The following is a 4,660-nucleotide window of genomic DNA, read 5'->3' on the forward strand; positions in this document are numbered from 1 at the left end:
GCCAGCGCGGTGACGATGGCCTCCAGCGTCAACCCGTGCAGCGGGTTTCGAGCTTGTGCCTTGGGCGCCTCGTCGCTCACACCATGGCCTTTTCAAGCGCGTCGACAAACATCGCCGGCACATCAAACCCGGTCTGCTGCTGGATCTCCTGAAAGCAGGTCGGGCTGGTGACGTTGATTTCCGTCACCTTGTCGCCGATCATGTCCAGCCCCACCAGCAGCAGGCCGCGAGAGGCAAGCAGGGGTGCGATGGCCTCGGCGATGGCGCGGTCGGTGTCGCTCAACGGCTGGGCCACACCCTTGCCGCCAGCGGCCAGGTTGCCGCGGATCTCGCTGCCCTGCGGAATGCGCGCCAGCACGAAGGGTGCGACCTGGCCGCCGATGAGCAGCAGGCGTTTGTCACCGTCCACGATGGCGGGCAGATAAGCCTGCACCATCACGCTGGTGGCGCCACCCTGGTTGAGCGTTTCGGTGATGGAGCCCAGGTTCATGCCATCGGGACCGACGCGGAAGATGCCCATGCCGCCCATGCCGTCGAGCGGCTTCAGGATGATCTCTTTGTGCTCGGCGTGGAAGTGGCGGATGGCTTCGGGCGAGCGCGTCACCAGCGTGGGCGGCGCGTACCGCGCGAACTCCATGAGCGCGAGTTTTTCCGGGTGGTCGCGCAGCGCGCGTGGGCTGTTGAACACCTTGGCGCCCTCGCGCTCGGCCTGCTCCAGCAGGTGCGTGGCGTAGAAAAATTCACTGTCGAACGGCGGGTCCTTGCGCATCAGCACGGCATCAAACGTGTGCAGCGCTTCGCGGCCCTGGTGCAACACGCGGTACCAGTCGTCGGCAGCACCGGTGAGCTCGATGCGGCGCACCAGCGCGCTCACGGGGTGGCCGGTCTGCCATTGCAGGTGCTGCGGCTCGCAGGCGGCCAGCGTGTGGCCGCGTTTCTGCAGCTCGCGCATCATCGCGAAGGTGGTGTCTTTGTAGGTCTTGAAGGTGACCAGCGGGTCGGCGACAAAAAGGATGTTCATGGCTTGCTTTTCGAACGAAGGCCGTACTGTTGCACAAACAGCGCCAGGGCGCCGGCCACCACGCCCCAAAAGGCCGAGCCGATGCCGGCAATCACCACGCCGCTGAGCGTGACCAGAAAAGTGATGAGCGCGGCTTCGCGGTGCGTGTCGTCTTTCAGGGCCGCATGCAGTCCCCCGCCAATGCTGCCCAGCAGCGCGATGCCGGCAATGGCCAGCACCAGCTCGCGCGGGAAGGCGATCAAGAGGCCGGTGACGGCTGCGCCAAACAGGCCGATGAGCACGTAAATGGCGCCGCAGGCCACGGCGGCGGTGTAGCGCTTCTTCGGGTCGGGGTGTGCCTCGGGGCCCATGCAGATGGCCGCGGTGATGGCGCTGAGGTTGAGCGCGAAGGCGCCAAACGGCGCGAGCACCAGCGTGGCCACGCCGGTGAGCGTGATGATTTTCGAGATCGGCATGTCGTAACCCGCTGCGCGGATGGCCGCCACACCCGGCAGGTTCTGCGAGGCCATGGTCACCACGAAGAGCGGCAGCGCCAGGCTGGTGAGCGCAGCGAGCGTGAACACCGGCGGGGTGAACACCGGCATGGCGAGCTCCAGCGTGAGCGAGCCGGTGTTGAACTGGCCACGCAACACCACATAGGCCACCGACACCAGCAGCGTGATCACCACCGCGTAACGCGGCGCCAGGCGCCTGCCCAGCAGATACGCCAACAGCATCAGCACCACCAGCACCAGCGCGGTCTGCGCAGCGGCAAACGCCTGCAGACCAAAGCGTGCCAGCACACCGGCCAGCAGCGCGGAAGCCAGCGCCATCGGAATCTTGTTCATCACCCGCTCGAACCAGCCAGTGGCGCCCGCCAGCGTGATGAGCGCACCGCAGACCATGAAGGCGCCGATGGCCTCGGCCATGGAGAAACCACCCGCCAGACCCGCCGTGGCCAGCACCGCCGCGCCCGGCGTGCTCCACGCCACCATGACCGGCTGCTTGAGCACGAGCGAAGGAATGGCCGAGCACAGGCCCATGCCCAGACCGAGCGCCCACATCCACGAGGTGATCTGCGCAGGCGTTGCGCCGAACGCTTGCGCCGCCTGGAACACGATCGCCACCGAGCTGGTGAAGCCCACCAGCACCGCGACGAAGCCGGCGGTGGCGGCGGAGAGGTTGAGGTCTTTGAAAAACGGCATCGGGCGATTTTGCCCAGAAGGCCAGACGATCCGGCGCCGGGCCGCCCCAAGCCGGATCAGCCCCCCCGGGGGGCTGCGACCCGCGCAGCGGCGGAGCGTGGGGGCCTAAATCTCTATCTTCGAGCCGAGCTCGATCACCGCGTTGTTCGGCAAGTGCAGGAACTGCGCGGCCGCGCTGGCGTTGTGGTGCATCTGGGCAAACAGCTTTTCGCGCCACGGCGCCATGCCGCCGCCCAGCGTGGGCGTGACGACGTCGCGAGAGAGGAAGTAGCTGGTCGTCATGGACTCCATCTCGCAGCCGTGGCCGCGCATGAGCTGCAGCGCCTTGGGCACGTCGGGCTCGTCCTTGAAACCGTAGTTCAAGGTCACCGCCCAGCAATCGTGCCCCAGCGGGTCGATCTGCAGGCGCTGCCCGGATGCGATCCACGGCACCTCGTGGCTGCGCACGGTCACAAACAGGTTCTGCTCGTGCAGCACCTTGTTGTGCTTGAGGTTGTGCAGCATCGCGTTGGGCACCGTGCCAGGCTCGGCGGTGAGGAACACGGCGGTGCCGGCCACACGCACCGGCGCACTCACGAACACCGCTTCCAGAAAACTCGGCAGGTCCAGCGCTTCGGCCTGCTGGGCCTCGGCCATGAGGCTGCGCCCTCGCTTCCAGGTCATCATGAACGTGAACACCACACCACCAATGAGCAGCGGAAACCAGCCGCCCGCAAACAGCTTGAGCAGGTTGGAGGTGAAGAAGGCCAGGTCGACCACAAAGAAGAAACCGGTGGCGGCCACGCACAACCACAGCGGGTATTTCCAGCCGTAGCGGATCACGTAGAAGGTGAGCACGGTGGTGATCAGCATGTCCAGCGTGACGGCGATGCCGTAGGCCGCGGCCAAGTTGGTGGACGACTTGAACATCACCACCGCCAGCACGATGGCGGCAAACAGACCCCAGTTGACGAAGGGCATGTAGATCTGGCCGGTGTCGTGTTCGCTGGTGTGCTGCACCTGCAGGCGCGGCAGATAGCCGAGTTGCATGGCCTGCTTGGTCACGCTGAAGGCGCCGGTGATCAGCGCCTGTGAAGCGATCACCGTGGCCATGGTGGCGAGCAGCACCAGCGGCAACAGGGCCCAGTCGGGCGCCATGTTGAAGAACGGGTTCGTCACCGCCTCGGGCCGCGCCAGCAGCAGCGCGCCCTGGCCAAAGTAGTTCAGCGTGAGGCAGGGCATGACGACCAGAAACCAGGCCAGGCGGATCGGCTTTTTGCCGAAGTGGCCCAGGTCGGCGTAGAGCGCTTCGGCCCCGGTGACGCACAGCACCACCGCACCCAGGATGATGAAGGTGGTGCCCGGCTGCTGCCACATGAAGCGCAGCGCGTGGTGCGGGCTGAGCGCGGCCAGAATTTCGGGGTGGTCCACGATCTGCACCACACCCAGGCTCGCGATGGTGAGGAACCACACCACCGTGATCGGGCCGAAGAACTTGCCGATCCCGCCGGTGCCGCGCTTTTGCACCGCGAACAGCGCGAACAGCACGACCAGCGTGATCGGCACCACGTACTGGCGGAACGCAGGAGAAATGACTTCAAGACCTTCAACCGCCGAGAGCACCGAGATGGCCGGGGTGATGACGCCGTCGCCGTAAAACAGCGCAGTGCCGAAGATGCCGATGGCGAGCAAGGTCTGGCGCAGCTCGGGCCGGTCTTTCACCGCGGTGGAGGCCAGCGCCAGCATGGCGATCAGGCCGCCCTCGCCGTGGTTGTCGGCGCGCAGCACCAGCACCACGTACTTCAGCGAGACGATGACGGTGAGCGTCCAGAACAGGATGGACAGCACGCCGTAGACGTTGGCGTGGGTGAACGGGACATGGCCGGATCCGAAGACCTCTTTGACGGCGTACAGCACGCTGGTGCCGATATCGCCGTAGACCACACCGATGGCGCCCAGGGTGAGCGCCGTGAGAGACGATTTGGAAGCTGACACGAAACAACCCCGGCCTGTTGGCACGGGGTTCATTGTCTTGGGAACGCGATTTTGCGCCTGCCCGCAGCGCCTTGTCTGCCGGGTGAGCGGTCTAAACCGCAGCGCCCGCGATCAATGTTGCATTGCAGCAACTCACTCGTAGACCTCGGCGTCCGGGTCGGTGGCCTCAATCTCGTAACTGGCCGCCAGCATGGCCAGGCGGCCGATCACGCCGTACATGTAGAAGCGGTTGGGCACGCTCGCGCCGGGCTTCACGCCGGGTTGCGGCAACTGCGCGCTCTGCTCGAAGGCCAGCGGCACGTAGCTGGAGCCGGGGGCGTTGAGGTTTTCGTCCACGCCGCGATCGGCGTGCACCCGGTAGAAACCGCCCACCACGTAGCGGTCCATCATGTAGACCACCGGCTCGGCCACCGCGCTGTTGATGCGCTCGTTGGTCTGCACACCCTCTTGAATGATCACCTCGCTCACCGACTGACCGCCC

At 65.9% G+C, this 4,660-nt stretch carries 4 protein-coding genes; all 4 read right to left on the minus strand.

Going from position 1 to position 4,660, the window contains the following annotated elements; translation table 11 throughout:
- Positions 1–76: 76 nt before the first annotated feature.
- The gene (gene gshB, locus ACN4F8_RS22680; RefSeq protein ID WP_419475645.1) at positions 77–1,021 is read right to left on the minus strand and encodes a glutathione synthase; all 945 of its coding nucleotides are present in this window, start codon (positions 1,019–1,021) and stop codon (positions 77–79) included.
- The gene (locus ACN4F8_RS22685; RefSeq protein WP_419475646.1) at positions 1,018–2,205 is read right to left on the minus strand and encodes a benzoate/H(+) symporter BenE family transporter; all 1,188 of its coding nucleotides are present in this window, start codon (positions 2,203–2,205) and stop codon (positions 1,018–1,020) included. The genes gshB and ACN4F8_RS22685 overlap by 4 nt, the downstream gene beginning before the upstream one ends.
- A 105-nt stretch (positions 2,206–2,310) precedes the next feature.
- Positions 2,311–4,179: a potassium transporter Kup gene (locus tag ACN4F8_RS22690; RefSeq protein ID WP_419475647.1), complete on the minus strand. Its 1,869-nt coding sequence runs from the start codon at positions 4,177–4,179 to the stop codon at positions 2,311–2,313.
- A 132-nt stretch (positions 4,180–4,311) separates the two neighbouring features.
- A partial coding sequence (locus ACN4F8_RS22695; RefSeq protein WP_419475648.1) for a glutamate--cysteine ligase occupies positions 4,312–4,660 on the minus strand: 349 nt, incomplete at its 5' end.

Origin of the sequence: Hydrogenophaga sp. (assembly GCF_048549895.1) — a bacterium.
In the GTDB taxonomy this organism is placed as follows: Bacteria; Pseudomonadota; Gammaproteobacteria; order Burkholderiales; family Burkholderiaceae_C; genus Hydrogenophaga.